Origin of the sequence: Corynebacterium sp. HMSC29G08, assembly GCF_001806875.1 — a bacterium.
Taxonomy (GTDB): Bacteria; Actinomycetota; Actinomycetes; order Mycobacteriales; family Mycobacteriaceae; genus Corynebacterium.
Genome location: NZ_KV786209.1, coordinates 22,112 through 46,205 on the forward strand (window position 1 = coordinate 22,112; position 24,094 = coordinate 46,205).

24 protein-coding genes and 1 tRNA gene are annotated in these 24,094 nt (G+C 59.3%); 11 read left to right on the forward strand and 14 right to left on the reverse strand.

What is annotated here, in order from left to right:
* Window positions 1–9 precede the first annotated feature (9 nt).
* The 3 genes from HMPREF3101_RS00435 to HMPREF3101_RS00445 are packed head-to-tail and all read right to left on the reverse strand — an operon-like array spanning window position 10 to window position 3,678.
* Window positions 10–987: a ribose-phosphate diphosphokinase gene (locus tag HMPREF3101_RS00435; RefSeq protein WP_070461913.1), complete on the reverse strand. Its 978-nt coding sequence runs from the start codon at window positions 985–987 to the stop codon at window positions 10–12.
* 5 nt (window positions 988–992) lie between these two features.
* Window positions 993–2,447, reverse strand: coding sequence for a bifunctional UDP-N-acetylglucosamine diphosphorylase/glucosamine-1-phosphate N-acetyltransferase GlmU (gene glmU, locus HMPREF3101_RS00440; RefSeq protein ID WP_070461915.1), 1,455 nt, complete (start codon window positions 2,445–2,447; stop codon window positions 993–995).
* Window positions 2,448–2,457: 10 nt separating this feature from the next.
* Entirely contained in the window at window positions 2,458–3,678 is a 1,221-nt protein-coding gene (locus tag HMPREF3101_RS00445) for an MFS transporter (protein ID WP_070461917.1), read from the reverse strand.
* Window positions 3,679–3,878: 200 nt separating this feature from the next.
* On the opposite strand from HMPREF3101_RS00445, the gene HMPREF3101_RS00455 reads away from it, so the two are divergent.
* From HMPREF3101_RS00455 to HMPREF3101_RS00465, 3 genes are all read left to right on the forward strand, one after another.
* Window positions 3,879–4,493 carry a TetR/AcrR family transcriptional regulator gene (locus tag HMPREF3101_RS00455; RefSeq protein ID WP_070461919.1) on the forward strand — a complete coding sequence of 205 codons (615 nt, stop codon included), beginning with the start codon at window positions 3,879–3,881 and terminating at the stop codon, window positions 4,491–4,493.
* A gap of 3 nt (window positions 4,494–4,496) precedes the next feature.
* Entirely contained in the window at window positions 4,497–8,066 is a 3,570-nt protein-coding gene (gene mfd, locus HMPREF3101_RS00460; protein WP_070461920.1) for a transcription-repair coupling factor, read from the forward strand.
* Window positions 8,067–8,151: 85 nt separating this feature from the next.
* Window positions 8,152–8,228, forward strand: a tRNA-Leu gene (locus tag HMPREF3101_RS00465).
* A gap of 9 nt (window positions 8,229–8,237) precedes the next feature.
* Here HMPREF3101_RS00465 and crtI read toward each other — a convergent pair.
* The 3 genes from crtI to HMPREF3101_RS00480 all read right to left on the reverse strand — a co-directional run bounded on the left by crtI (window position 8,238) and on the right by HMPREF3101_RS00480 (window position 11,921).
* Window positions 8,238–9,755, reverse strand: coding sequence for a phytoene desaturase family protein (gene crtI, locus HMPREF3101_RS00470; RefSeq protein WP_070461922.1), 1,518 nt, complete (start codon window positions 9,753–9,755; stop codon window positions 8,238–8,240).
* Between the two features lie 2 nt (window positions 9,756–9,757).
* Window positions 9,758–10,606: a phytoene/squalene synthase family protein gene (locus HMPREF3101_RS00475; protein WP_083280001.1), complete on the reverse strand. Its 849-nt coding sequence runs from the start codon at window positions 10,604–10,606 to the stop codon at window positions 9,758–9,760.
* A gap of 337 nt (window positions 10,607–10,943) precedes the next feature.
* Entirely contained in the window at window positions 10,944–11,921 is a 978-nt protein-coding gene (locus HMPREF3101_RS00480) for a suppressor of fused domain protein (RefSeq protein WP_141737298.1), read from the reverse strand.
* An 89-nt stretch (window positions 11,922–12,010) separates the two neighbouring features.
* Here HMPREF3101_RS00480 and HMPREF3101_RS00485 point away from each other — a divergent pair, with 89 nt between their 5' ends.
* Window positions 12,011–12,802: a Bax inhibitor-1/YccA family protein gene (locus tag HMPREF3101_RS00485; RefSeq protein ID WP_070461928.1), complete on the forward strand. Its 792-nt coding sequence runs from the start codon at window positions 12,011–12,013 to the stop codon at window positions 12,800–12,802.
* Between the two features lie 88 nt (window positions 12,803–12,890).
* On the opposite strand, the gene HMPREF3101_RS00490 is transcribed toward HMPREF3101_RS00485, so the two are convergent.
* From HMPREF3101_RS00490 to HMPREF3101_RS00500, 3 genes are all read right to left on the reverse strand, one after another.
* Complete coding sequence (locus HMPREF3101_RS00490) at window positions 12,891–13,433, reverse strand: hypothetical protein (protein ID WP_070461929.1); 543 nt, start codon at window positions 13,431–13,433, stop codon at window positions 12,891–12,893.
* A 55-nt stretch (window positions 13,434–13,488) separates the two neighbouring features.
* Window positions 13,489–14,010 carry a transcription elongation factor GreA gene (gene greA / locus HMPREF3101_RS00495; RefSeq protein WP_070461932.1) on the reverse strand — a complete coding sequence of 174 codons (522 nt, stop codon included), beginning with the start codon at window positions 14,008–14,010 and terminating at the stop codon, window positions 13,489–13,491.
* A gap of 74 nt (window positions 14,011–14,084) precedes the next feature.
* Window positions 14,085–14,570: a DUF4307 domain-containing protein gene (locus HMPREF3101_RS00500; RefSeq protein WP_070462082.1), complete on the reverse strand. Its 486-nt coding sequence runs from the start codon at window positions 14,568–14,570 to the stop codon at window positions 14,085–14,087.
* 129 nt (window positions 14,571–14,699) lie between these two features.
* On the opposite strand from HMPREF3101_RS00500, the gene mca reads away from it, so the two are divergent.
* Genes mca through HMPREF3101_RS00515 form a run of 3 tightly spaced genes read left to right on the forward strand, consistent with a single transcriptional unit; the run spans window position 14,700 to window position 16,670 of the window.
* Window positions 14,700–15,557: a mycothiol conjugate amidase Mca gene (mca, locus tag HMPREF3101_RS00505; protein WP_141737299.1), complete on the forward strand. Its 858-nt coding sequence runs from the start codon at window positions 14,700–14,702 to the stop codon at window positions 15,555–15,557.
* A gap of 2 nt (window positions 15,558–15,559) precedes the next feature.
* Window positions 15,560–15,865 (forward strand): hypothetical protein, encoded by a 306-nt coding sequence (locus tag HMPREF3101_RS00510; protein ID WP_070461934.1) that lies wholly within the window; start codon window positions 15,560–15,562, stop codon window positions 15,863–15,865.
* Between the two features lie 34 nt (window positions 15,866–15,899).
* Window positions 15,900–16,670 carry an isoprenyl transferase gene (locus HMPREF3101_RS00515; protein WP_070462083.1) on the forward strand — a complete coding sequence of 257 codons (771 nt, stop codon included), beginning with the start codon at window positions 15,900–15,902 and terminating at the stop codon, window positions 16,668–16,670.
* Between the two features lie 6 nt (window positions 16,671–16,676).
* Here the strand turns inward: HMPREF3101_RS00515 and coaA are convergent, their stop codons facing one another.
* Window positions 16,677–17,612 (reverse strand): type I pantothenate kinase, encoded by a 936-nt coding sequence (gene coaA / locus HMPREF3101_RS00520; RefSeq protein WP_052204937.1) that lies wholly within the window; start codon window positions 17,610–17,612, stop codon window positions 16,677–16,679.
* Between the two features lie 103 nt (window positions 17,613–17,715).
* Here coaA and glyA point away from each other — a divergent pair, with 103 nt between their 5' ends.
* Window positions 17,716–19,023, forward strand: coding sequence for a serine hydroxymethyltransferase (gene glyA / locus HMPREF3101_RS00525; RefSeq protein WP_070461935.1), 1,308 nt, complete (start codon window positions 17,716–17,718; stop codon window positions 19,021–19,023).
* On the opposite strand, the gene HMPREF3101_RS00530 is transcribed toward glyA, so the two are convergent.
* Window positions 19,020–19,382 carry a DUF5997 family protein gene (locus HMPREF3101_RS00530; protein WP_083280010.1) on the reverse strand — a complete coding sequence of 121 codons (363 nt, stop codon included), beginning with the start codon at window positions 19,380–19,382 and terminating at the stop codon, window positions 19,020–19,022. The two genes, glyA and HMPREF3101_RS00530, sit on opposite strands and share 4 nt — an antisense overlap.
* Here HMPREF3101_RS00530 and HMPREF3101_RS00535 point away from each other — a divergent pair.
* The 3 genes from HMPREF3101_RS00535 (at window position 19,381) to HMPREF3101_RS00545 (ending at window position 21,392) form a co-directional block, all read left to right on the forward strand.
* Entirely contained in the window at window positions 19,381–20,106 is a 726-nt protein-coding gene (locus HMPREF3101_RS00535) for a LysR substrate-binding domain-containing protein (RefSeq protein WP_246816578.1), read from the forward strand. The genes HMPREF3101_RS00530 and HMPREF3101_RS00535 overlap by 2 nt on opposite strands.
* A gap of 93 nt (window positions 20,107–20,199) precedes the next feature.
* Window positions 20,200–20,796: an LGFP repeat-containing protein gene (locus HMPREF3101_RS00540; RefSeq protein WP_070461941.1), complete on the forward strand. Its 597-nt coding sequence runs from the start codon at window positions 20,200–20,202 to the stop codon at window positions 20,794–20,796.
* 59 nt (window positions 20,797–20,855) lie between these two features.
* Window positions 20,856–21,392: a GNAT family N-acetyltransferase gene (locus tag HMPREF3101_RS00545; RefSeq protein ID WP_371327053.1), complete on the forward strand. Its 537-nt coding sequence runs from the start codon at window positions 20,856–20,858 to the stop codon at window positions 21,390–21,392.
* Here the strand turns inward: HMPREF3101_RS00545 and HMPREF3101_RS00550 are convergent.
* The 3 genes from HMPREF3101_RS00550 to HMPREF3101_RS00560 are packed head-to-tail and all read right to left on the reverse strand — an operon-like array spanning window position 21,389 to window position 24,087.
* A complete protein-coding gene (locus HMPREF3101_RS00550; RefSeq protein ID WP_070461945.1) occupies window positions 21,389–22,945 on the reverse strand; it encodes an MDR family MFS transporter in 1,557 nt (518 codons plus the stop codon). The two genes, HMPREF3101_RS00545 and HMPREF3101_RS00550, sit on opposite strands and share 4 nt — an antisense overlap.
* The gene (locus HMPREF3101_RS00555) at window positions 22,939–23,559 is read right to left on the reverse strand and encodes a TetR/AcrR family transcriptional regulator (protein WP_246816579.1); all 621 of its coding nucleotides are present in this window, start codon (window positions 23,557–23,559) and stop codon (window positions 22,939–22,941) included. The genes HMPREF3101_RS00550 and HMPREF3101_RS00555 overlap by 7 nt, the downstream gene beginning before the upstream one ends.
* Window positions 23,560–23,586: 27 nt before the next feature.
* Window positions 23,587–24,087: a hypothetical protein gene (locus HMPREF3101_RS00560; protein WP_070461950.1), complete on the reverse strand. Its 501-nt coding sequence runs from the start codon at window positions 24,085–24,087 to the stop codon at window positions 23,587–23,589.
* Between the last annotated feature and the right edge of the window lie 7 nt (window positions 24,088–24,094).

Sequence of the window (24,094 nt, forward strand, 5' to 3'; positions counted from 1 at the left end):
CCCTAGGGCTTAGGCCTGCCCCTCAAACAAGGTGGTCACGGAACCATTCTCAAAGATTTCACGAATGGTCTTCGCCAGAAGCGGCGCGATTGACAGCACGGTGAGGTTCTTCCAACCCTCGGTGTCCTGAGGCAAGGTATCAGTGGTGATGACCTCTTCGGCACCGCAATCGCTCAGACGCTCACGAGCCGGATCGGAGAACACGCCGTGGGTGCATGCAATCACGACAGACTTGGCGCCTGCCTCCTTGAGCACGCCCACAGCGCCGGCAATGGTGCCGCCGGTATCAATCATGTCATCCATGAGGATGCAGTCCTTGCCCTCAACCTCGCCCACTACGCGGTTGGAAACAACCTTGTTCGCGGCGTCAATGTCGCGGGTCTTGTGCACGAAAGCCATCGGCGCATCGCCCAGCATGTTGGCCCACTTCTCAGCGGACTTCACACGACCGGCGTCAGGGGAAACCACAACCAGGTTGTCCAGGGAGTACTTGGACTTGATGTAGTCCACCAAGATCGGCTGAGCATGCATGTGGTCCACCGGACCATCGAAGAAGCCCTGGATCTGGTCCGTGTGCAGATCCACTGACACGATGCGGTCAGCGCCAGCTGCGGACAGCAGGTCTGCCACCAGGCGAGCGGAAATCGGCTCACGGCCGCGGTGTTTCTTGTCTTGGCGAGCGTACGGGTAGAACGGCAGGATCGCCGTAATGCGCTTTGCGGAGCCACGTTTCAGCGCGTCAATCATGATCAGCTGCTCCATCAGCCACTTGTTCAGCGGCTGTGCGTGGGACTGCATAACAAAGCAGTCGGAGCCGCGGACAGATTCCTCGAAGCGGATGAAGATTTCACCATTTGCAAAATCGCGGGCGGTGGTGGGGACCAGCTCAATCCCCAAGGCCTTGGCTACAGCTTCAGCAAGCTCGGGGTGGGCCCTGCCGGTGAACAGCTTGAGGTCCTTGTGACTTTCCGTCGAGTATCCAGTCATGTAAGTTATTGCCCTTCCGTAGACGCTTCGCGTGCTCGCTTTGCAGCCTCAGCTGCATCGGTGCCCGGGCGGCGCTTTTCCACCCAGCCTTCGATGTTGCGCTGGCGGCCTTCCTTGATGGCCAGCGCACCCGCTGGCACATCTTCAGTCACCACTGTACCTGCGCCGGTATACGCCCCATCACCAATGGTCAGTGGTGCGACAAACATGGTGTCCGAGCCGGTGCGGCAGTAGTCACCGATGGTGGTGTGGTGCTTGTTCACCCCGTCGTAGTTAGCAAACACGGAGCTTGCGCCGATATTGCTGTGTTTGCCCACTGTTGCGTCCCCGATGTAGGTCAGGTGCGGGACCTTGGAGCCTTCGCCAATCTTGGCGTTCTTGGACTCCACGAAGCCGCCGAGCTTGCCGCGTGCGCCAAGCTCGGTACCCGGGCGGATGTAGGTAAACGGGCCGACGGTAGCTTCTTCACCAATCACGCCGAGCTCGCCCTGGGTGCGCACGACCTTGGCGCCTGCGCCGACTTCCATGTCGGTCAGCGTGGTGTCGGGTCCGAGCTCTGCGCGGTCCCCAATCACGGTGGAGCCCCACAGCTGGGTGTTCGGGTGAATGATCACGTCGCGGCCGATCTCTACCTCGACACCAATCCAGGTGGTGTCCGGGTCGATCACCGTGGCGCCGGCACGCATGGCGCGCTCCACTAGACGACGGTTGAGTTCCTTACCTGCAGCGGCAAGCTGGACGCGGTCGTTGACACCGGCAAGCTCGCGGGCGTCGGGGGCGATGAATGCGGCGACCTTCCGTCCATCATTACGCGCAATGCTCAGCACATCCGTGATGTAGAGCTCACCCTGCGCATTGTCCGTGGTCAGGTGTGTCAAGGCATCGCGCAGCACGGCACCGTCAAAAGCGAAGACTCCAGAGTTGACCTCGTGTACGCGGCGCTGCTCATCGGTGGCATCCTTTTCCTCGACGATGCGCTGGACATCACCGGCTTCGTCGCGGATGATGCGCCCGTAGCCCGTGGGGTTGTCAAACTCCAGGCTGAGCACCGTCACAGCGGCGTGTTCCTGCTCATGCTTTTCAACGAGGCGCTCAATCGTCTCCGCAGTCAACAACGGCACGTCACCGTTGGTAACCACAACGGTGCCGTCGAAATCAGGAATGGCACTCAAACCAATCTGTACTGCGTGCCCGGTGCCGTGCTGTTCCTCCTGAACAGCCTGGCGCACCTCAATGCCCATCTGTTGTGCAATCGTGTCCACGGCAGGAGAGACCTGGTCACGCTGGTGGCCAACTACGGCAACGAGGTAGTTTGGGTGCACACCAGCGGCAGCGTGCAGGGAGTGGGACAACAGGCTGCGTCCGCCGATTTCGTGCAGCGTTTTCTGCCGGTCCGACTTCATACGAGTTCCGGCCCCAGCTGCGAGTACAACTACGGCACGTTGCTTCTTAGAATCCATGCCGCACAGTTTAACGCTTAGAGACATCCTTCAACCGGGATGCACCAACAACACCGGCAAAGCCAACTACTGCCAGGAAGATCAACGCCGACTGTGGGCCCATGAGCGAGATCACGGAAGATACTGCGCCGACGGCCAACAGGACGATTCCCATCACCGTGTTGGAAGCACCAGTGATCAACGTGCGGGTATCACCCTCCGCCATATCCACCAGGTACGTCTTGCGGCTGACACGAACCGCAGTGTGCGCCAGGTTGACCAGGAAAAACCCGAGCGGCATTACCCACGCATTTACGCCGTCTGGAAGCGTTGAAGCACCCAAGACCAGCAACACCAGCACAACAGACGCGACGCCTGCGCCCCACGCCATAGTCTGCTTGGAGAAGCGGTCCGACCACAGACCCGAGATGCGACCACCAAGCAGGCTTGCGCCGCCTGAGGCGATGACAAACGCGCCAAGGCCCTTAAGGTCTGCACCCGTCTGGCTAGCCAATACGACAATAAATGGCGTAGAGAGCGCAGTGACCAGCATCAGGGAACGCACCACCAGGAAGCGCTGGAGGTCTTTGTTGCCCCTGACCAGCCCTAAAATATCGCGAAAACTCGCCGTGTCTTTCTTGGAGTCCTCCGGCTCTGGCTCATCGATGCCTTGAAACACCAAAGACGCCAACGCCCACGTCACCGCACCTGCAAACAGCAACACGTGCAACGACACGTCAACGAACATGAGCCCCACGCCAACCGCCAGCGTAAACGCGCCGGCAAGGGCGGTTGCACGCCCCGTGATCTCACCACGCTTGCCCTTGGAAATCGTTCTTCCCTGGACGTCTTTGCCAGCAATCGAGCACAAAGAGCGGAACACCGCGTGGACGGCAAGCAGGATGATGGTGAAAAGGCCGAGCAACGTGGCGTCGAAAAGCAAGGCACTGATCGCAATGCCCATGGCTGCCGCAAACTGCCCCCAGGAGCCGAGTAGCCATACTCGTTTGCGTGAGCGTTGTGAGGTCACCCACGGGCTCAAAAATGCCTGCGGCAACATCGACAGGGACTCGCGCACCGGTACGAGCAGCGACGTGAACACGTGCGGAACACCTGCCGCGGAAAACAACCAGGGAAGGACCGTTTTCGGAGCAACAATCTGGTCACCAATGTTTTGCAGGCCGTTGGACCAAATGAAACGACGGGCGTTGTGCTCTTCCGCGTGCTCTTCTGTGCGAGGCTGGTTGTTCATACTGCGGATAGTAGTCCTAGCGCAGAAATGAAAAGGTACAGAAATGAAAAGCTTCCCCACCAGGACTCGAACCTAGAATGACGGTACCAAAAACCGTAGTGTTGCCAATTACACCATGGGGAATAGCATCGCTGATTGTAGACTACGCGCGGCCGCCGCCAAAGACGGGGTGGTGGGGGTAACCCTCTAAGCTAGGAAATATGGCTCGAACTCGAATGACTGCTCCTCAGCGCAGGGAGCAACTAATGGGTGTTGGTCGCCAGGCATTCGCCGAGCGCGGCTTCGACGGCATCTCCATGGAAGAGATCGCCGCGCGAGCTGGTGTGTCCAAGCCTGTGGTCTATGAGCACTTTGGCAGCAAAGTAGGCCTCTACCAGGAGGTTGTGCGCTTGGAGATGACCCGCCTGGAGGAGGCAATCACTTCTTCCATCCAGTCCGGCAGGTGGCGCGAGCGCATTGAGCGCGGTGTGTTGGCGCTGCTGACGTATGTGGAGGACGAGACGGATGGTTTTGTCATCTTGGCCCACGGCCAGCTGCCTGGGGAGGGTCGAACATATTCCACCATTCTCAACCGTGTGACCGCACAGGTGAGTTACCTACTGGGGGAGGCGTTTAAGCACCGCGGGCTCGACTCGGCGATGGCGGGCCTGTACGGTCAGGCCCTTGTTGGCACTGTTTCCAACTCCGCGTTGTGGTGGTTGGATGAGCGTAAACCGGACAAGCATACGGTTGCGGCGCACATTTCTAACCTTTGTTGGAACGGGTTACGGGGGATGGAAGCACAGCCGCGTGTGTATGGAGATAAGGAAGCGTAGAACATGACATCGAGCACACCAGCCGCACTCGGTGGGCTTCTTACGGCAGCGTTGACTGACCCGAAACTTACAGGGGTTGCCGCGCGCGTGGGGGATGAGTCCCTGCACATTACGGCAATTGATCAGGCACGGTCGTGGGTTGCCGGTGCTTTGGCTAGGCACGTGCCGGTTTTGGTGGTTACCGCCACAGGGCACGAAGCCGAGGACCTGGCTGCAGAGCTGAAGGCCCTGGTTGGTGAGCAGAAGGTCGCCTACTACCCGGCGCTGGAGACTCTGCCGCATGAGCGTCTTTCGCCTGCTGCTGATGTTGTGGGCAGGCGTGCCAAGGTGTTGTGGGAGAAGCCGCGTGTGGTGGTTGCGGCCGCGCGCGCTGTGTGCCAGCCGGTGCTGCCCGCAGTTGCGCCGATCGAGGTCGCGGTGGACGCGGAGTGCGAGTTCGATGATCTTGTGCGCAGGGTTGAGTACTTCGGCTATTCGCATGTGGATATGGTTGCCACCCGCGGTGAGTTCGCGGTACGCGGCGGCATTTTGGATGTGTTTCCCACCACGGCGTTAAACCCGGTGCGTATTGAATTCTGGGGCGACGAGGTTACTGACATCCGCAGCTTCGCGGTTGCAGATCAGCGCACCATTGAAGAGCTGTCCGAAGTCAGTTTGTTCCCTGCGCGCCAGTTGCTTATTGACGCTGACGTGAAAGCAGCAGCCGACACCCTCGCGCGCCGCTTTCCGTCGAACCCGACTTTGTCGTCGCTGCTTGGCCGAGTTGCCGAAGGCGTGCATGCTGCGGGTGAGGAAGCGCTGATGCCGGCGTTGACCTCGCAGCCGTGGCAGGTGCTGCCGGAGCTGTTTGCAGGCGGCATTGTGTTGGTGACCAGCCCGGAGAAGGTACGTACCCGTATTGCAGACCTTGAGGCGACCGACCGCGAGTTCCTCGAGGCCGGCTGGGAGGCCGCCGCCATGGGTGCGGAAGGCCCGGTTGCTGTGGAAGGCGTTGACTTAACGGCATCGTCGTACCGCTCCTTTGAGTCACTGGAGATCTCCGCACGCAAGGCTGGCAACGCGTGGTGGACGTTTGCACCGCCGGGCATGTTCAGCGCGGATGACTCGGCCACACTGCCTCTGGAGTTCGACGCGGCACCTGCACCGAAGGGTGACCCGAAGGCAATCGAGCAGCTGTACGCAACGCTGAAGCTGCATGTGGTGGAAAACCACGGCAAGGTGGCATTCGTCGCGCCGGCGAAAGGTACCGTGGAGCGTATGGCGGAGCGCCTGCGTGAATACGGTATCTCTGCACGCATTGCCACCCCCGGCTTGGAGCCGGTCGAAGGCGCTGTCACGCTTTACCAAGCGCTATCCCACGGCGGCCTGGTATTTGGCGGGCCGAACCTAGTCGTGGTGACTGAAACTGATGTCACAGGTAACCGTGTCGGCGACATTGCGGGGGCGAAGCGCCGTGCACCGAAGCGTCGAAACCGTGTGGACCCGCTGGCGCTTAAACCAGGTGACTACGTGGTGCACGAAACCCACGGCATCGGCCGCTTCCTCAAGATGGCGGAGCGCACCGTAGCGGATTCGCGCCGCGAGTACATCGTGCTGGAGTACCAGGCCGCCAAACGTGGCCAGCCTGCGGACCAACTGTGGGTGCCCATGGAATCGCTGGACCTGCTGAGTAAGTACACGGGTGGGGAGAAGCCGTCACTCAGCAAGATGGGTGGCTCCGACTGGAAGTCCACCAAGCGCAAGGCACGCGCCGCGGTGCGCGAGATCGCAGGTGAGCTCATTGAGCTCTACGCCAAGCGCCAGGCCGCGCCGGGACATGCGTTTGCGCCGGATACGCCGTGGCAAAACGAGATGGAGGACGCGTTCCCGTTTGTGGAGACGGAAGACCAACTCGCCGCGATTGAGGCCGTGAAGCACGACATGGAGCAGCCGGTGCCCATGGACCGCGTGATTGTGGGCGACGTGGGTTTTGGTAAGACGGAGGTTGCCGTGCGCGCCGCATTCAAGGCGGTCCAGGACGGCAAACAGGTAGCGGTGCTCGTGCCTACAACCCTGCTTGCCCAGCAGCATTACTCTACGTTCAGCCAGCGTATGGACGGTTTCGGCGTCACCGTGCGCGAATTGCCCCGCTTCACCTCCGCAGGAGACGCGAAGAAGATCCAAGCCGGTCTTGCAGACGGTTCGGTGGACGTAGTCATTGGCACCCACCGCCTGTTGTCCACTGGTATGCAGTGGAAAAACCTAGGCCTGATCGTGGTGGATGAGGAGCAGCGTTTCGGTGTGGAGCACAAGGAGCACATCAAGGCGCTGAAATCTCACGTGGATGTGCTGACCATGACGGCAACGCCGATCCCGCGCACCCTGGAGATGTCGCTGACCGGTATCCGCGAGATGACATCCATCACCACGCCGCCGGAAGACCGCCACCCGGTGCTAACGCACGTTGGCCCGCAGGAGGACAAGCAGGTTGCGGCGGCGATCCGGCGCGAGTTGCTGCGGGACGGCCAAGTCTTTTTCATCCACAACAAAGTCGCCGACATTGAAAAAGCCGCCCGACGCATCCGCGACTTGGTTCCGGAGGCGCGAGTGGTGGTGGCTCACGGCCAGATGTCTGAGCAGCTGCTGGAACAAACCGTGCAAGGTTTTTGGAACCGTGAGTACGACGTGCTGGTGTGTACCACCATCGTGGAAACTGGCCTGGACATTGCAAACGCAAACACGCTCATTGTGGAAAACGCACAGAACATGGGTCTGTCTCAGCTGCACCAGCTGCGTGGCCGCGTCGGCCGTTCGCGTGAGAGGGCGTACGCCTACTTCCTGTACCCGAAGGACATCACGCTGACGGAAACCTCCTACGACCGCCTTGCCACGATCGCGCAGAACAACGACCTTGGCGCGGGCATTGCCGTTGCGCAGAAGGACTTGGAGATGCGCGGCGCCGGCAACGTGTTGGGCTCCGAGCAGTCTGGCCACATCGCGGGTGTTGGCTTTGACATGTACGTCCGCCTCGTGGGCGAGGCCGTGGAGACGTTCAAGGCCCTGATGAAGGGCGAGGTGGTGGATGCCACCGACGAGGCTCCGAAGGAAATCCGAGTGGATCTGCCTGTAGATGCCCACATCCCGGAGACCTACATCAACTCCGAGCGCCTGCGCCTTGAGGCCTATCGCAAACTTGCAGAGGCCCGCGGTGAAGATCAGCTCCGCCAGGTTGCCGACGAGATGGTGGACCGCTTCGGACCTTTGCCAACGGAGGTAGAGTTCCTCATGGAGGTTGCTCGCCTACGTGACCAGGCACGCAGTGTGGGGGTCTCGGACATTTTGAGCCAGGGCAACCGTGTAAAGTTCCACCCGGTTGAGCTGCCGGACTCCAAACAGGTGCGCCTGAAGCGCCTGTACCCGGGCGCGACGTACCGCGCTGCGGCGAAGACCGTGCAGGTGCCGATGCCGCGCGAGTCGAAGGCAATTAACAGCCCTTCGCTTCGCGACACTGAACTGCTCCAGTGGGTCTCACACTTCCTCAGCGACATGTTTGACGCCCCCGACGCTTCCGGCGTGTTTTCCTTCAAGGGCTAGCCGGGCCTCGCACACGAAAAGTCGAAAAACGTACCCCTTGTGTGTGGGGTTGGGTAAGGGGTCGTATTATCGTCGAGAAGCAAAAGCCCCTATAGCCCAATTGGCAGAGGCAGCGGACTTAAAATCCGCCAAGTGTCGGTTCGAGTCCGACTGGGGGCACCACAAACCGCGCTAACGCAGGCGCGAGCGCACATTCTCCGCCGAGATCAGACACATCGGCACGCCCACGCCAGGCACGGTTGTGGCGCCGGCGTAGAAGAGATTGTCCAGCTTCTTTGACTTGTTCGAACCCCGCAGGAACGCGGACTGGCGCAAGGTATGCGCAGGCCCGATGGAGCCGCCGGACCATGCATGGTAGCGCTCCGCAAAGTCTAAGGGGCCGAGGGTGCGCTTGAGCACAATGCGCGACTGGAGGTCAGGAATCGAGCACCACTGGGCAATCTGGTCGATGGCCGCTTGGGCGATGAGCTCCACAGCGGGCGATGAAGTTTTGCGGTACATATCGCCGTGTCCAAGCGACTCCTTGGCAGCCACCGGCACCAATACGAAGAGGTTCTCGTGGCCCACGGGCGCAGTGGCAGAGTCGGTTGCGGAAGGCTTAGACACGTAAATCGAGCGCGAGGCGCCGAGAGGACGGCAAGGAGCGGGGGCGTCAAAGACCGCGTCGAAATCTACCGACCAGTCCTTGCTAAAGAGCAGGTTGTGGTGCTCTAACTGGGGAAGTTCACCCTTGACACCAAGCATGACAAGCACCGTTCCAAGACCCGGGTCGCGCGGGGCGAAGTAGGACTCGCGGTAGGTCTGCTTCGCCTTGGGCAGAAGGCGGGTTTCGGTGTGGTGGAGATCGGCACAGGAAACGGTGATATCAGCACACAGACGCTGCCCACCAATCAGCTGGATGCCAGTTGCGCGCTTGCCTTCCGTGGTGATCGCGGAGACCTCTTCGCCCATCCGGAATTTCACACCGTTTTCCACTGCGAGCTGGTACAGCGCATTGACAACTGCGGCGAACCCACCCTGCGGATACCGCACCCCCTGCACCAAATCGGTATGGCTCATCAAGTGATACAGCGACGGCGTGCGCGCCGGATGCGAGGACAAAAACACCGCAGGATAGGTCAGCATCTGCCGCAGGCGCGTGTCCTGGAAACGGTGTGCCACAAACTGCTCCAGCGGCACGGTCAAAAACTTTGCCAAATCCCCAGCCCGAATAAGCAACTGCTTATCGACGACCCCACGCAGCGAATCAAAATTCGTATACAAAAACCGCTCAACGGCAAGGTCGTAAGCGATGCCGGCAGACTCCAGGTAGGAGCGCAGGGCCGCGCCTGCCCCAGGTTCGATTGATTCAAAGAGCTCAAAGATCTTCGGGCCAGACTCCACGTCAATGGGGGATTCGTCTTCGGGGAAGAGGCGATACGCAGGTGAGAGCGGCACAAGATCCAAGAGGTCTTCGGTGCGTTTGCCGAACAGCGAGAAAAAGTGATCGAAGGCATCCGGCATGAGGTACCAACTGGGGCCGGTATCAAAACGGAAGCCGTCTACTGTTTCTTCTCCCACGCGGCCGCCGACGGTGTCAAGCTTCTCAACGACAGTGACGCTGTAGCCCTCGCGGCCAAGCAATGCCGAGGTGGCAAGGCCTGCGATACCAGCGCCGATGACGATGACGGTTTGTGACTTCGCGGCCATGGTTAACGTGAACCTCCTCGTGCGAGCGCTTTGGCGGTAATGCGCAGCTTGTGGGTGGTGGGAACGCTGATGCGGGTGGTCGCTAGCTCCCCGACTGGGGTTGCGTCAGCGATGTCGGTGAGCTCTTCAAACAGGCCGGAAGCGGCAGCAACAGCAGTGCGTGCAGATCGCGGCAACAGCGAGATTGCTTGGTTAGCCTGGGCAAGCTCCTCGCGGATTTCTGCCACGATTGCGTCCTTCTTCTCGGCGGTGAGTTCGTAGTACACGCGCCCCAACCGGTCACGGTCTTCGCCGAAATCTCGCAGGAAGTTCACCTTCTGAAAGGCAGAGCCAAGCGCGCGTGCCCCGGATTCGAGGGTGGAGCGGGAGGAGGGGGTGACGTTGGCGTCGATAAGAAAAGCCTCCAAGCACAGCAAACCGATCACTTCAGCGGAGCCGTAGACGTAGGTATCTACATCGCTTGCGGTGTAAACAGTGTGAGTGAGGTCGCTGCGCATGGAGGCGAAGAACGATTCGATGTACTGCGGAGTGAACTTGCAGCGCCGTGCCGTGTTGGCATAGGCATGAACAATCGGGTCCGTATGGAAGCGGATGTGCGGCGCCGCAAGGATCTGCGCCTCATATGCGTCGAGAGTGGCCGCCGGATCGACATCCGCAGCGAGTGCAGAGCCGTCCACAATCTCATCAGCAATACGCACCATGGCGTACAGATTGCGGATATCCCGGCGCATCGGCGCCGCCAACAGGCGTGTGGAAAGCGAAAAGCTCGTGGAATACCTGGCGATCACCTGTGCTGCCGCGTGGTCACACATGTGGTCATAACGCTGCAGGTAGGACGTGCTCATTCTCATTTACACAACCTCTTTTACACAACCTTGGCAAGCTCCTGCGCAACAAGCCCAGAGCCGACACGCGAAGGGTGGTACGGTATGTTGTAGTGGGTGGTGGTATCTACTAAGCCGGAAACCCAACGTTTACTGTCCCTCGCGCAGGTGTTGTGGCTTGCGGAAGCCGTCTTGATGTCTACGAACGTCGCACCGATTTCACGGGCTGCGCGCTCCTGGAAATTCCGGGTGCTGGTCTCTACCTGCGCCTACACCCGCGGCCTCCAGAGACACTAGAGCAGCAAAACTCTGGAGCAAGCCTCGAAGACGCATACACGCTAGGTTACATTGGGCTGCTTACTTGCTAGGAGTTGCCCACAATGTGCAGCGTTACTGGAGCCGCGGTGAGGTGATAGGTGCCCGGCAGTGGGTCTACCGTTGCGATGATTTCGTTCGCCAAATCCACAGACCCATCGAGCTGCATATGGGTCTCATCCGCTTCGAAGCCGACATCTGGGGCAAGCATCACCCAGACATTGTTACGTACCAGCGCAAACCTCCGACCGAACCTCAGCCGGTAGCGCGCCGCACGGATTAAAGCCTTGGCAGCGTTGACATCAAGATCAATGCGGCCGGTGGCATCTACATCCAGGATCTTTGCTTCCACCGCTCCTAGGGAGGAACCCTCGCGCAAGGCTGCGGCGTCTACACGCTTGCGTATCGACGGCACGCCCAACACACTGCCCCTTTCCCCATCACCAACCCCAAGAGGCAGGTGCTCCGTGATTACTTGGGCAAACGCAAAGACATCCCAACACAGTGCCGCCTCCAGCTCATCGGGCGTTACCCAAAGCGCCTGAGTAAAACGCACGATGCCAGTCGGCGGATCGATGTGGCCCAAGACGGGATCAGTGATGAAGAGAAAACCACCCGGCAGGTTCTTCGCGGTGAAGTGGTGACCCGGTGCGATGTCGTTGCCGCTACGCCACACGGAAGCCACCATTGTTGCGAGCTGCTCCGCGGGCCAGGCAAAGGGAACAGGGCCCGAGTGCGGCACGCGCATAGTTAGTTCGGTTTGCGTGCCCGCAACGGGAACGGAGGAACGTACCCGTGATAGCCCAAAGGTGACGTACAGGTAGTGGGGGACAGGAGCTTCCACTGGGTAAGCCCGAACTTCTAGCTCATCAAAAGCGAAGGTGAACGGCTCAGGTGCAGTATTGGAATCTGGGCTGGAATCTGAGCTGAATTCTTGAGTGCGTGCTGCAATGTGCTCACTGATTGCGTTTCCACCAAGGCGCGGTGCATGAAACATCCGCTCTGCAAACTCACGAAACCACGACACGAATAACAATCTACGGGAACTAAAACACCGAGCGTGACGTTATTGACAGTGACACTAGATGTGAAACGTAAAAGAAAGGACAGGGTTACGTGAAAAGCTCGAACCCCGTGCTGAAGAATCTGCCGAGCGCCCAGGGGGCGCAGGGCTATCAGAACTACCAGGGTTACCAGCCGCTGCCTCAGGTTGAGCGTCCGATGACCGTGGATGATGTGACCACCAAGACTGGTATCACGCTTGCGGTGATCGTACTTGGCGCACTGATTTCCTTCGGTCTGTTTGCTAGCGGCATGGATGCCGCGGGCACGGTCGCAACCGCCGTCGGTGGTGTTGGTGCCTTCATTGTGGTGATGGTGCACTCCTTCAGCCGCAAATACGGATCGAAGGCGCTGACGCTGAGTTACGCACTCCTTGAAGGTCTGTTCCTCGGAGGCTTCTCCCTGATGATCACCGGTGCCTTCAGCGTTGGCGGTGCAGACGCCGGCGCGCTCATTGGTCAAGCAGTGATTGGCACCATCGGCGTGTTCATCGGCATGCTGTTTGTTTACCGCACCGGCGCCATCCGCGTCACCCCGCGCTTCAACCGCCTGCTTACCGCAGCGCTTGTAGGCGTCTTCGTGCTTGCGCTGGGTAACCTGCTGCTGTTCCTGTTCACCGGCATGTCCCCGCTGCGCGGCGGCGGAACCCTATCGATTATCTTCGGCCTCGTATGCGTTGTACTTGCCTCCCTGGCCTTCCTGCAGGACTTTGACCAGGTGGACAAACTGGTCCGCGTCGGTGCACCGGAGCAGGCAGCATGGGGCGCAGCCCTGGGCCTGGCCGTGACGCTGGTGTGGCTCTACACCGAAATCCTGCGTCTGCTGGCCATCTTTAATGACCGCTAGCTAAACAGGGATACGACAAAAGCCCCGCACTTGCTTCAGCTCAATCTGAAGTGGTGCGGGGCTTTCGCTTTGCGTTTAGTAGTCGCGTTTAGTAGTTCGACTCCGGGTTCACCGGCTGGCCATCAACGCTGATGGCGCCGAAGACCACCTCACCATCGATATTCTGCGGAGCACCCAGCACCACGCTGACGCCCTCAACAACGCGATCCGGGTCCACAGTCACCTGGGTGGCGGTGCCGGAAGCGCCGTTAGCGGTCCACTCGTCCCAGACGATGTCTTCGAGGCGCTCCTTGTTGCCCTCGCAGTCTAGGTTCAGTGCAGACGGGCGCTGCAGGCCGGTCACACCGCAGTTGTTCAGCAGCGGCGTAGCGTCAGCACCAGCGGTCACGGTGGTGGTGGAGGCTGCGGTAGCGGTTGCCTGCGCTGCAGAAGCATCAGCAACGTTGGTTGCGTTAGCCGTCTTGGCTGCGCCGGTGCTGCCGGAGGAAGCCAACGAGTCAGCGCTCTGGCTCATAGCCGTGTCCACCTTCTGGTCAGAAGGGTTCTCATTCGGCGGGGAGCAAGCGGTGATTGCAAGAGCGGCGATAGCGGCGATGCCAGCTGCGGCGATACGGGAAGGTGCGGAAGTCACGGGTTACATCCTTAAGGGTTGAAAGCAGTCGGGTGAGATGCTTTGTACTACTTACTTACTTCTTACGCGGGGTAGAAGCCTTAACCGAATCATAAGGCTCCGCGGAGATGATCGTTACCGAAATCTCGCTACCATTTGGTGCAGTGTAGGTGCGGGTCTCTCCCTCGGAGGCGCCGGCAACGGCGGCGCCCAGCGGAGAGTTCTCCGAATAGGTCTCAAGATCCTTGTTGCCAGTAGAGGCAGCGCGGGTACCAATGAGGAAGGTTTCCTTATCGTCCTCATCACCGTTGTAGTAGACGTGGACAACGGAACCGACGTGGGCGACACCATCCACAATGCCGGTGCGCTCAGTGGTGGAGTTAGCCAGCAGCTCAGAGATCTGCTTAATGCGGGCCTCTTCCTGATCCTGCTGTTCACGAGCAGCGTCGTAGCCCGCGTTCTCCTTCAAGTCGCCCTCTTCGCGGCGCTCGTTAATCTCGGCCGCGATGACTGGGCGGTTATCAATCAGCTGCTGGAGCTCAGTTTCCAGCTTTGCCTTCATTTCAGGAGTGATGTACTGCTGTTGAGTCTCAGCCATAAGTCCACTACCTTCCCTTTTACCTCGGGTTTACCTCATAGTTGCAGATCGCCAGCTTAACACGGCAAGCACCACTATCTGGCACTCAGGTGCGATGACTGCGGGTCCAGATACGGCGGCAGGTCAAAAGAACAGCCGTAGACCCTGCCGTTGGCTAGCGGGCCGCGTGTTGGAAGCTCGACGTCGAAGCGCAGGATATCCTCGCCGCCAGCGGGGATCACGAATTCCCTACGACCAACTTCCGCGTGGTTATAATCCACGGCCTGGATGATGCAGTACGCATCCTCGTCGGTCTTCTTGCGGGTGACATCCACCCATAGGCGTGCGGTGTCATCACTGACGCGTTCCTCACCAACAATCTCTGCGGTAATTTCGCGGGATTGGCTACGGTAGATTGCCTGGCCAGTGCGGAACAAAGTGAATGCCAGCAGGACTACAGCCACAATGACAATGACCTTGCCGCTGACACTGGTGCCCTGCTGCCGTTGGTTTCCACTGTCAGCGCCATAGCGGGGGCGCTGTTTCTGGGAATTGGCAGATGTGTTTGGCGCTTGCGGCACGGCGTTCAACCTCACTTCACTTCGATGACCCCACAGGGGGATGTACTCGATCGTACTAATATGGTCGGTTGGTAATGCATGAGCCCCTTGCAGGAAAGTTGGATCAAAACAGTGACAGGTTTGCGCCTTATGGCCATCCATGCCCACCCAGATGACGAATCGTCCAAGGGTGCAGCGACGATGGCGAAATACGCTGCACAGGGACACCGCGTCAAGGTGGTGACGTGTACTGACGGCCGCCGCGGCGATATTTTGAATCCCGCGATGGACCGGCCCGGCGTGTTGGAAAACATTGTTGCGGTTCGTGAACAGGAGATGGCTCGGGCTGTGGCGGCGCTTGGCGTTGAGCACGAGTGGATGGGATATGAGGACTCCGGGCTGCCTCAAGGGGACCCACTGCCGCCTTTGCCTGAGGGGTGTTTTGCGGTGCAGCCGGTAGAGGAGGTTGCGGAGAAGCTCGTGGCGTCGATACGCAGCTTCAAGCCCCATGTGCTGATTACTTACGACGAAAACGGCGGCTACCCCCACCCTGACCACCTGATGGTGCACGCGATCTCCATGGTTGCTTGGGAACGTGCGGGAGATCCCACCTTCGCCCCAGAAGCAGGCCAGCCGTGGACACCGCTGAAGATGTACTACAGCCACGGTTTCATTCTCAAGCGCATGGAGCTTCTGCATGACCTACTGGTGGCGCGGGGAGAGGTTAGCCCGTATGGGCTGATGATTAAGCGCTGGAAAGAAAACGAGGCCGACATTATGGAACGGGTAACCACCCGCGTTGAGTGCGCTGATTACTTCCGGCAGCGGACTGAGGCGCTGACTGCGCACGCGACGCAGATCGATCCTGCCGGTGCGTTTTTGGCAAGCCCTGTTGCGGACCAGCAGCGCGTGTGGCCGACGGAAGAGTTTGAGCTGGCCCGGACTCGCGTTGAGGTCACGCTGCCAGAGCACGACCTGTTTGAGGGGATTACTGAGGGAGCCGATTAACTATGACTGATTTTTCTTTTGCTGAGCCTTCTTTTGCTGAGCTTTCATACATAGTCGCCCAAGCGCCGCCAGAAACGCCGCGCGGACCTGACTTTGGTAAAGCCCAGCCGACCGGACTGCTGCTGATTGTGGTGCTGCTCGTTGCGGTGCTCGCGTTGGGTTTTGCGTTTCATCGCAGGTTCTCGCGTTTTAACCGCCGCCGCGCGTTTGCCGAGATGCACGGTCTGGACCCATTTGATGAGAAGGCATTGGATGCGGCGATGGAGGAAGCCGGCGTGCTAGATCGCCGCCGTAAGCGGTTCATCTAAATACGCAGTTGTGGGCGCGGGTAAAGTGAGTTTTGTGACTGTGCTGGAAACTCTGCTTTACCCGTTGTATGAGGCACGTTTGCGCCGAGAACTGCGCGGTAAGCCCCGCCCGAAGCACATTGCGGTGATGGCAGACGGAAACCGTCGTTGGGCTCGCGAGGCTGGCTACGACGATATTTCGCACGGCCACAGGGTGGGTGCTGCCAAGATTGGTGAATTGGTTCGGTGGTCTGCAGAGATGCAGATTGATGTGCTCACGATCTATTTGTTGTCGACGGAAAACTTGCAGCGCACCAGCGAAGAGGTTGAGCTGCTGTTCACCATTATTTCTGAGGTGATTGATGATCTGGCGGCGGAGAAGTACTCATGCCGTGTGCGCTTAGTTGGCCATCTGGAGCTGTTGCCGCCTGAGGTTGCGGAGCGCATGCAGCGCTCTGCCGATACGACCACCCAGAAGCATGGCCTGACCGTCAATATTGCGGTGGGTTACGGCGGTCGTCAGGAGATTGTGGATGCGGTGCGTACGCTTATCGACGATGCGGTGAACACCAACACGCCTCCCGAATCACTCTCCAGCCTGGTCACGGTGGAATCAATCGCAGACAACCTGTACACCTCGGGTCAGCCCGATCCTGATTTGGTGATTCGCACCTCTGGCGAACAGCGCCTTTCAGGGTTTTTGCTGTGGCAGGCGGCGTATTCAGAAATCTGGTTCACCGATACTTACTGGCCTGCGTTTAGGAAGATTGACTTCCTCCGTGCGTTGCGTGATTACTCGCAGCGCTCCCGCAGGTTTGGCAAGTAGTTTTCTTTAAATCTTGCGCATCCTCACCCGCTGTACGGTGTGGTCATAGCCTTTGCGCAACACGAGCGATGCGCGCACACGGGTTGGCAAAATGTTTTCCACCAGGTTGGGAAGGTTGATGGTCTGCCACAGTTCGCGGGCTTTGTAGGCAGCCTGTGAGTCGTCCAAGTTGGCGTAGGACGCGAAGTGTGCGCCAGGTTCGCGGAAGGCGGTGTTGCGCAGCTTCAAGAAGCGTTCGATGTACCAGCGTTCAATGTCTTGGGTTTTTGCATCTACGTAGATGGAGAAATCAAACAGGTCAGACACCATCAGGGTGGGGCCGGTTTGCAGCACGTTGAGGCCCTCTAGGATCACGATGTCTGGCTTGCGTACCTCGACGTACTCGCCAGGCAGGATGTCGTAGGCTTTGTGTGAGTAGATCGGAGCTTTGACTAACGGCTGGCCGGATTTCACCTCTGTTACGAAGCGCATGAGTTGGCGCCGGTCGTAGGACTCGGGGAAACCTTTGCGCTGCAACAAGTTGCGTTTTTTGAGTTCGGCGGTGGGGTAGAGGAAGCCGTCGGTAGTAATCAGGTCTACTCGGGGGTGAGAATCCCAGCGCTGCAACAGCACCTGTAGTACGCGGGCGGTGGTTGATTTACCTACTGCCACAGAGCCTGCTATACCGATGACGAAGGGAACATGCCCGGGATCACCCCCGATGAAGGCCTCCGTGGAGTTGATCAGCTTTTGGCGCGCCCGCACGTGGAGGTGGATCAGGCGGGAAATCGGAAGGTAGATGTCTTCGACTTCTTGTAGGTCCAGGTTTTCACCGATGCCGCTGAGCGTTTCCACCTCCTCAGCTGTGAGAACTTGCTTCATGGTGGCGCGGCGTTGCTTCCAATCGTCGCGAGAGAAATCGAGGTAGGGACTCGAATCGGCACCATTGGCTACGCGGGACATGAGCACTATTGTTGGCATCTGTGCGAATTTAAGCAAAATTGTGTACGCCGAGCCGCCTATACTTTCACTCGACCGTGCCCAAACTCTGACGAAAGGACCAGGTTTGTCTGCGTCTGTTGACCCCCAAGACCTGCGTTACCAAGATCTAGCAACGTATGACCCTGAGGTGTATGCCGCCATTGAAGGCGAGCTTGCCCGCCAGCGCACCACGCTGGAAATGATTGCTTCCGAGAACTTTGTACCTCGCAGCGTGCTGCAGGCGCAGGGGTCCGTGTTTACTAATAAGTACGCCGAGGGCTACCCGGGGCGTCGCTACTACGGCGGCTGCGAGCATGCTGACGTGGTGGAGGATCTGGCACGTGACCGTGCAAAGGAAGTGTTTGGCGCGAAGTACGCCAACGTGCAACCACACTCCGGTGCGCAGGCAAACGCTGCTGTACTGATGGCGCTGGCGGAGCCGGGTGACACAATCCTGGGTCTGTCGCTGGCTCACGGTGGACACCTGACCCACGGCATGAAGATCAACTTCTCCGGCCGTCTGTACAACGTTGCGGCCTACGAGGTGGAGGAAGACACCCACCTGATTGATATGGCGAAGCTGCGTGAGCAGGCTCGTGAGGTCAAGCCGAAGGTAATCATCGCCGGCTGGTCCGCCTACCCGCGTCATGAGGACTTTGCGGAATTCCGTTCCATCGCGGATGAGGTAGGCGCGTACCTGTGGGTTGATATGGCTCACTTTGCTGGCCTGGTTGCTGCTGGCCTGCACCCGTCGCCAGTACCGCACGCGCACGTGGTTTCCTCCACAGTGCACAAGACCCTTGGTGGTCCGCGTTCCGGTTTTATCCTGACCAATGATCTTGAGCTGCACAAGAAGCTCAACTCTGCTGTGTTCCCGGGCCAGCAGGGTGGTCCGCTGATGCACGTGGTGGCCGCGAAGGCGACTGCGTTCAAGATTGCGGGCACGCCTGAGTTCAAGGATCGCCAGCAGCGCACCTTGAACGGTGCGAAGATTCTGGCTGAGCGCCTGACCCAGCCGGATGCGGTTGAGGCTGGCGTTGGCGTAGTTTCCGGTGGTACCGATGTGCACTTGGTGCTGGTGGACCTGCGCAACTCTGAGATGGACGGCCAGCAGGCGGAAGATCTGCTGCACGAGGCAGGCATTACGGTTAACCGCAATGCGGTGCCGTTTGATCCGCGTCCGCCGGCCGTGACCTCTGGTCTGCGTATTGGTACCTCCGCGCTGGCAACGCGCGGTTTCGGCGAGGAGGACTTCCGCGAGGTTGCGGACATCATCGCCGAGGCCCTGATCAAGGGCAAGGATGCCGATCTCGCGGCGCTGGCGAAGCGCTCCGCCGCGCTGGGCGAGAAGTACCCGCTCTACCCTGGTATTGAAGACTGGAAGATGCTCTAGGGCCTTGAGTCTTCGCTTGCAGTGTTGCTGGCGTGCTGCGTGCGTGCTGCGCGCAGCCACTCCGGCTGATCCGCAAGCAGCGCCTTGATTTCTTCGGTGGTCAGCGGCTTGTCCATGTCGTTGTTTTTCAACGCGGTGATGGAGATACCAAGCTTGCGGGCCACCTCCGGGCGGGGGTGAGGGCCGTTGCGGCGCAGATCTACCAACCATTGAGGCGGGTTTTCCTGAAGCTCGCGCAGTTGGGCGTGGGTAACAGCGCCGTTCTGGAATTCCGGCGGGGTGGCAGGTAGGTATAGCCCAAGTTTCTTTGCCGCGGTGGAAGGCTTCATTGCGGTGCCGGATGGTGCATTCGTGCTCATGGCAGTCCACGCTAGCATTGAGCGCATGCTCACCATCTCCTTTGTTACTGGCACTGAACCAGGTAAGTGGTTTAAGCGGTATGAGGAGCTTTCGGGCACCTGCTTATCCACGTTGCCGTCAACCAACCCGCTTGCGGAACCTGCAGACCTCGCGCTGCTTCGCTTGCCGGATGCACGGGTGGACGATTCCTATCACGTGGTCCGTCTCTATGAGGAAGCGCTTGGAGTGGCGGTGCCGAAGGACTCTGTGTACGCCGAGATGTTTGCCGCCACTGGGGAAGCGGTGGACATAGAAGATCTGCGCGATGAGATTGTGAACTTTGATTTTTTCGAATGCTTGAAGCCTGCAGGGGAGGCGGCGGGAGAGACTGTGGGGGATGCGATTGAGCAGCTGCAGGGCGCACTGCAAGTGGTCGCGGCAAACGTTGGCGTGGCGTATGGGCCGCTGCCGCTGTTGCGTGCGTTAAGCAAGAAGCAAGTTGCGGCGGTGGAGCTTCGTGCGCCGGAGGTCGCACCGACTCAGATTGCGCTTGTGTGGGAAAAGGAACGCGACAGCGATGAAGTCCAGGACTTCGTAGGAGTTGCTAAAGGAAGGACGGTGCGTTCCTCGCGGCAAACAGCGACGCCGAAAAAACCCGGAAAGTCGCAGGTGAAGGACCGTTCTGCAAAGGGTGGGAAGAAAACGGTACAGCATCGTCGAATGCGCAAGCGGAAGCGGCGGTAATGCCCCTATTAGGGTGTGGTGAAAAGTGGTAGCCGGGCCTCCATATGCATAATGGGTGGTTGTTCTAAGCGAAATAAGAAAGGTGATATCAAGATGAATCGCAAGATTGTTGCTTCCGTTGCTGCTGTCGCACTGGCTGGCGGCCTGGTCGCTTGCTCCAACGATGCAGACACTGCTGCAGAGGCTACCTCCACTAGCGTAGCCACCGACGTAGCTACCGAGACGGTTGCCGCTGAAACCGAGACCGCTTCCTCCACCGAAACCGCTACCGAGACCGTGGCGGCAGAGAGCGAGGCTTCTAAGGTTGAGGGCACCGAGGAGCTGGCGCTTGCAGGCGGCAAGACCGCTATGGTTCCACAGGGCGTTCTGGACGCTATCAACGAGTTCGCTGAGGAGTCCTGGGGCGAGCCGACCGCTGCAGAAGAGGTAGATGGCGGCTGGATCGTAACTTTCGACGGTGAGCACTACATCACCTGGAAGGAGTCCACCGGTGGCTCCCCGATCTGGGGCAAGATTGCTCAGTCCTGGCTCAATGACGTTCGCGGTGCACGCGAAATCGGCTTCCCGCTGGCTCCGGAGACCCCGAACACCGACCAGTCTGGCTGGAACCAGGAGTTTGAGAACGGCACCCTCGAGTGGACCCGTGACGGCGGCGAGGATGCTGCCTTCACGGCAAAGGTTGAGCAGTAAAGACTCCGCTTAAGCCTTTTGGTTTGCATCGGCGTTAAACCTTCTTCAGAATGGGGCTGGTGCAAAACCAAGTGTTTAATATTCGTCCAATTCGTGAAGAAGATTATCCGCAGGTCCGTGAAATTTATGAGATGGGCTTGCGTTCCGGCAACGCCTCTTATGAAACTCGGGGCCTGACTTGGGACGAGTTTTCTCGGAAGAAGATCATTGAGACGGTGTTCGTTGCCGTCGATAAGCAAGACGATGCTCGGGTGCTGGGGTGGGTGGCTGCAGCGCCGGCGTCGTCACGCAGTGTGTTCCATGGGGTGGTGGAAGACTCCATCTATACCCACCCCGATGCGCGCGGCAAGGGTGTGTCCGGCGCACTGCTGGACAAGCTGATTGCCACCTGTATTGACCTGCATAAGTGGTCCACCCATGCCTGGATCTTCCCAGAAAATGAAGGCTCTGCCGGCCTGCATCTCTCGCGAGGTTTTGAAAAGGCCGGCACCTTCCACAACATGGGCAAGATGAGCTACGGCGAGCACAAAGGCCAGTGGCGCGACTGCGATATCTACGAGCTACTGCTGCCCATGAGTAAGGATGATTCCAACTAGCTCAAGTCTTCCTTAAGCGGCTCTTCCTTAACCGGGAAGAGCAGGATGAGTGCAACGACGGTCAGCGGGACCATGAGCATAAAGACGGGGGTAAGGCCGTCGTTGTAGCTGCTCAGTACAACCTCACGCAGAGGTTGTGGAAGCTGCGCAACAAGGCCCGGGGTGAGGCTGTTCGCGCCGTGTTGAAACTTCTCTGCCCACTGGGCGCCCTCCGGGCCGAGCTGTGCAAAGGCCCCTGGGAGACGCGCTTGAAGGTGGTCGCGCATGCCGTGGATAAACAGGGACCCGGCGAGCGAAGCACCAATAGCCGAGCCGATCTGGCGGAAGAAATTGTTGGTAGAGGTAGCTGTGCCAACCATGCGCAGTGGGAACGAGTTCTGCACGATCAAGACCAGTACCTGCATGACCAGCCCTAAGCCGAAGCCGAAGACAAACATGTACACGCCGAGGCGGGGCAACGATGTCTGCGGAGTGAGCTGGGAGAACAAGTAAAGACCAAGGGAAGTTACTGCCATGCCCGCAATCGGGTACATCTTGTAGCGGCCAGTCTTAGCAATGATGAATCCCACCGCCATGCCGGTGCCCAGCATGCCAAGCACCATCGGCAGCATCATCAGGCCTGCTTCAGTTGGGGTGAGCTCATGCACCATCTGCAGATACGTTGGCAGGTAGGCCAGCGTACTCGTCATGGCAAAGCCCAAGACGGTGCCAGCCAGCGTTGTCAGCACCATGTTGCGGTTGCGGAACAAACCCATCGGGATCAAAGGGTCCTTCACGCGAAGCTCTGTAACCACAAACAACACAGCGCTCACGGCAGCTACGGCGCCAAGGGTTATAACGATGGGGGAGCTCCACTCATACTGCGTGCCGCCCCACGTGGTGGTGAGAATCAAGCTGGCGGTAGCAATGACCATCAGCGTGGTACCCATGTAGTCAAAATGCATGCCCTTTGCGGAGCCGCGGCGCAGCTTCAGTACCGTGGCTGAAGCGGTCATGGCAAGCAGTCCAAGCGGGATGTTCATCCACAGCGCCCAGCGCCAACCCGGACCGTCCGTAAACCAACCACCTAACACCGGCCCAAGCACGGAAGAGACACCGAAGACCGCGCCCATGACGCCCATGTATTTGCCGCGCTCCCGGGCAGGAACCACCTCAGCGATGATGGACTGGGAGTTGACCATCATGCCGCCCGCACCAAAACCCTGGATGGCGCGGCCGATGATGAGCAGCTCCATAGTTTGTGCGAATCCACCGATCGCGGAACCGATGACAAACAACATGATGCCGCCGATGTAGAGCCACTTGCGGCCAAGGATGTCTCCAAGCTTGCCGTTCAGTGGCATTGCGATTGTCATGGTGACCAAGAATGCCGAGATCACCCAGCTCATGTGTTCAACGCCACCCAGCTCGCCGACGATGGTCGGCATGGCAGTAGCGAAGATCATCTGCCCCAGCGAGCTCATCAGCATGGTGAGCAGGAGGGCAGAAAACACTAGCTTCACGTTCGGTGCTGCGGGCTGCGGCGTGAGAGACTCCGTGCGGTTTTCTACCATGTGATCTCCTTGGCGTAATTGGTTAGGTTCTTGGCGTAGGTGAGTAGCTGGTCTTTTGGATCTATCGGCGGTCCTGCGTTAGCGGGTGGTTGGCACCGTGAGCGGATAATGACGCCCTGGAACAAGGCGACGATAAACTGGGTCTCTTCTTCCAGGGGCCCTGAGCTTTTGCGGTCTTGCGGGAACTGCTCAAGGTGGTCGTAGACTGCGCGAGCAACCGCGGTAAGGAATCCGCGCTTGCGTGTCGTCTCCGCGTGCATCAGGCCGGGATTGTTCTCCAGCAATTCACGACGGCACTCTTGCGTTGGCCCGTCGAACCGTCCTGGTTTAACCTCCATGGACCGAATGACAAGTTCCAGGAGGTTCTCGCTTGGGGTGTCCCGGATTGCGTCCAGGCCAGCCTGGCTGAACGTGAAAGGGAATGAGCCGAGGATGGCTTCATCTTTGGAGTCGACATAGTTGAAAAATGTGCGCCGAGAAATGCCTGCGGCGGCGCAGATATCTTCAACGGTGACGTTGTCGTAGCCGTGCGTGCTGACAAGCTTGGCGGCTTCGGCATGTATGCTCTGCGCCGTCTCGCGACGTTTCTGCTCCCTGATTCCCTCTTTTTGCACAGGGTGCAATATTACACCCAGTGCAAACTATGGCAAGCCTGCTGAAAGTTCGCCCTCTACCAGGGCGATCTTATTCTCCGAATACGTCAGTTTGATTACGCCTGGCGTGACCTGATTGACATCCCAGCGGCCCTGGCCGTTGTTGCAGCCCTTGGTCAGCGGGACGGACTGTCCGTCTTGCGCTATCAACGACGTACATCCCGTCAGGGGATAGGTCACCGATGCGGTGCCACCACCAAACGTGGCCACAGCGGGCCACGCCCGCACTTTCGCGTTTTCCTCAAGGCTATTCAGGGTGCCCGTGAAGGTGCCGGCTGGAGCTTCCGAGTCCTGCGCGAGTTGCGGCTGCGCGGTAACCGTCACCGTCTCCGGGACAGCCGAGGTTGGTTCGGGGCGAGGGTTCGCCGACCACCAAGCGCCAGCAAGCGCAATCATGATCAGGGCGACAGCAAGCGCCGAGACGCCGGCGGCAATCCAAGGTTTATTGGAGCCGCCGGCGTCGCGGAGTTCAGAAAATGAATCTGCCACTAGCTAG